Origin of the sequence: Shewanella surugensis (genome assembly GCF_023284005.1) — a bacterium.
In the GTDB taxonomy this organism is placed as follows: Bacteria; Pseudomonadota; Gammaproteobacteria; order Enterobacterales; family Shewanellaceae; genus Shewanella; species Shewanella surugensis.
In genome coordinates this window covers 1-2,642 of record NZ_JAKIKS010000258.1, presented here as the reverse complement: position 1 = coordinate 2,642, position 2,642 = coordinate 1, and the positions used below count along the sequence as shown (strand labels likewise).

At 38.4% G+C, this 2,642-nt stretch carries 4 protein-coding genes; 3 read left to right on the top strand and 1 reads right to left on the bottom strand.

Annotation, left to right across the window (positions count from 1 at the left end; translation table 11 throughout):
• Nucleotides 1-333 precede the first annotated feature (333 nt).
• From L2764_RS26655 to L2764_RS28445, 3 genes are all read left to right on the top strand, one after another.
• Nucleotides 334-1,314, top strand: a complete 981-nt coding sequence (locus L2764_RS26655) for a transposase (RefSeq protein ID WP_248943361.1) — start codon at nucleotides 334-336, stop codon at nucleotides 1,312-1,314.
• Nucleotides 1,315-1,433: 119 nt separating this feature from the next.
• Nucleotides 1,434-1,733 (top strand): transposase, encoded by a 300-nt coding sequence (locus tag L2764_RS26650; RefSeq protein WP_248943360.1) that lies wholly within the window; start codon nucleotides 1,434-1,436, stop codon nucleotides 1,731-1,733.
• Between the two features lie 19 nt (nucleotides 1,734-1,752).
• Nucleotides 1,753-1,908 (top strand): hypothetical protein, encoded by a 156-nt coding sequence (locus L2764_RS28445; RefSeq protein ID WP_376708508.1) that lies wholly within the window; start codon nucleotides 1,753-1,755, stop codon nucleotides 1,906-1,908.
• Nucleotides 1,909-2,041: 133 nt separating this feature from the next.
• Here the strand turns inward: L2764_RS28445 and L2764_RS26645 are convergent, their stop codons facing one another.
• Entirely contained in the window at nucleotides 2,042-2,401 is a 360-nt protein-coding gene (locus L2764_RS26645) for a hypothetical protein (RefSeq protein WP_248943359.1), read from the bottom strand.
• Nucleotides 2,402-2,642: the final 241 nt, after the last annotated feature.

The window sequence follows — 2,642 nt, the reverse complement described above, 5'->3', positions numbered from 1 at the left end:
TGGTTATCTTGCCATGATTTTATCACTTTTGATGCACTCAAAGAGAGTGTAAAAAACATCATGGATAATTATCCGTCAAAATATACGATAACTTTTAGTTAAGCACTTAAAAGTAGCACCTCAGTTTATTTTTTCTAGTTTTTCGATAAATAATTTAAATATGTGCATGTGTTTTTGTAAATATAAGCGGACATAGTCTATATCCTAGGTCCGAATAAATACTTATTTATTAAGTAAGCAACCAACAATAATCAAGACACCCAAAGTTATTTGACTGATTAATGACCATAAACTAGGCTTTGATGAGTGAATAAGTTATCAATGGATGGATTTATGCCGACAGCAAGGAAAGCGATAGTGAGTTTGGAAGATACTTCCTTTTATCATTGTGTGTCTCGCTGTGTTAGGCGGGCTTATTTGTGCGGTGTTGATGATTACACTGGTCAGTCTTATGAGCATCGACGGGGATGGGTTGAGGAGAGAATTCTTGAACTTGGGCAGGTATTTGCGATAGATATCTGTGCTTATGCCGTGATGTCGAATCATTTGCATTTAGTATTAAAAGTCGATATTTATGAGGCCAATGCTTGGACAGAACTTGAAGTTATTAATCGCTGGCACCAATTATTTAAAGGCTATGATATCACACAGAAATTTGTTCAAGGATTAGTGCTTGAAACTCATGAAACTATTGTATTATTAAAGACAGTTGCAGAATTCCGTAGCCGCTTAAGTGATATTAGTTGGTTTATGCGGGCATTAAACGAGCCGATAGCGAGAAAAGCGAATAAAGAAGATAAATGCAGTGGTCGATTTTGGGAGGGACGCTTCAAATCTCAGGCGCTACTTGATGAGGCTGCTATTCTTGCTTGTATGGCTTATGTGGACTTAAACCCCATCCGCGCCAAAATAGCTAAAACTCCTGAACATTCAGACTTTACGAGTATCAAAAGGCGAATAAAAGCAGCGCTTAAAGGTGAGCAGCCAACAGAATTACTTGATTTTGTAGGTAATGAAACTCGAGAGAAGGCGAAAGGTTTGTTGTTTCATCTAAAAAATTATTTACAGTTAGTGGATGAAACAGGGCGGATTATTCGAGATGATAAGCGCGGTGCTATCAGTGAGTCTGCGATGCCGATTTTAAATCGACTCAATATTCCTCAAGAGAATTGGTTGCAGCTGACGACTGAGTTTTCTCGACTTTTTAAAGGTCCTGTCGGCAGGTTACAAGAATTAAATGCTTACTGTGAGCATTTAGCACGTAAACGGAGGCAAGGAGCGGCTAATTGTCGCCGCTGGTTGAATAGTGCTTAGTTGATGTTGAGCAGTGGATGTCGATACAAGAAATTAATGATGGATGTCTTGAATCTTGTGCTGGTGTAAGAAAGGCATTTGGGCAAATCTATTTAAAGAATTAACAAAAGATAAAGACAGTGAATAGTCCGAGTTCATCAACATGGTGTACCAAAAAAAATGAACAGGATATCGACGCAGTAGGAAAGTATCGTGGTGGTTTAACGACAAAAATTCATGCGACAGTAGATGCATTAGGTAATCCCATCAGGCTTATATTGACTGCTGGACAAGCTTCAGAATACGGTCAAGCAAATGCATTAATTGAAGGTTTTAACCCTCAGTATGTTTTAGCTGATAGGGGTTATGACTCAGATAATTTTGTTAAAGCCATTGAAAATAAAGGGGCTGTAGCCGTTATCCCCTCTCCCCTCTCGTAGAGGAAGAAAAGAACCTCGAATTCATGATACCGAGTTATATAAAGAGCGAAACCTTGTAGAACGATTATTTCAAAAATTGAAACAGTTCCGTAGAGTGGCTACGCGCTATGAGAGAAAGGCTAAGCATTATTTAGGGACGCTTCACTTAGCTGCATCTATGATTTGCTTAGCGTAATTGTCAACGCCCCCTAGTGTTCTTTTTAATTCTTTTAAAGACTTGAGTACCTTTTGGCAGATTGTATGCTAAAAAGCTGTTTTATGTATAACGAATAGTACTAATTACGGCCCTTCTTAAGAACAATACCGTATTAGGAAGTTCCAGCATTAAAAATCGCTCCTACACCATCAATACACCGCACATCATCATTTGAAGGGAAATTTTCAGACTTATTCCACCTTCCACCACCTTGGTAATATAAACCATCTGAAGTACCAGCCATTCCAGCAGTAAAGCAATATACATCATGATTCCCAAAGTTCGTGGATTTTTGCCAATCATTGCCACTTAGATAAAATATGCCGTCACTAGTGCCCGCATTCCAAGCACCATTTACAAATTCAATACAGTAAACGTCCAGATCATGGAAAGCACTATTTCCGAAATGATTATCTTTATCCCAATAATTTCCAACTAAACGATAAATCCCGTTGTTTGTACCTGCAAACAAACTACCTTCTATGTTTGTAAGGCAATAGATTTTATATCCACTAAGGCTATGGCTAGGATTAGAACCAGCACCTAAATGATCAACCCAACCAACGGAGGTTTTTATCAGTATTCGTCTATCGCCCCCAGCAAAGAGCTATAGTCGTTTCTGGTGTATGAGGATAAAGCATTGCGATGTAACCTGTTAATTGATCTTGGCCGATCAACAATTAACAAAAGGAACATCGCAATGACTAAAAATG

Excerpts from the sequence above, each read along its gene's own strand:
- L2764_RS26655 (WP_248943361.1), top strand. The coding sequence starts at position 334 with ATGCCGACAGCAAGGAAAGCGATAGTGAGTTTGGAAGATACTTCCTTT.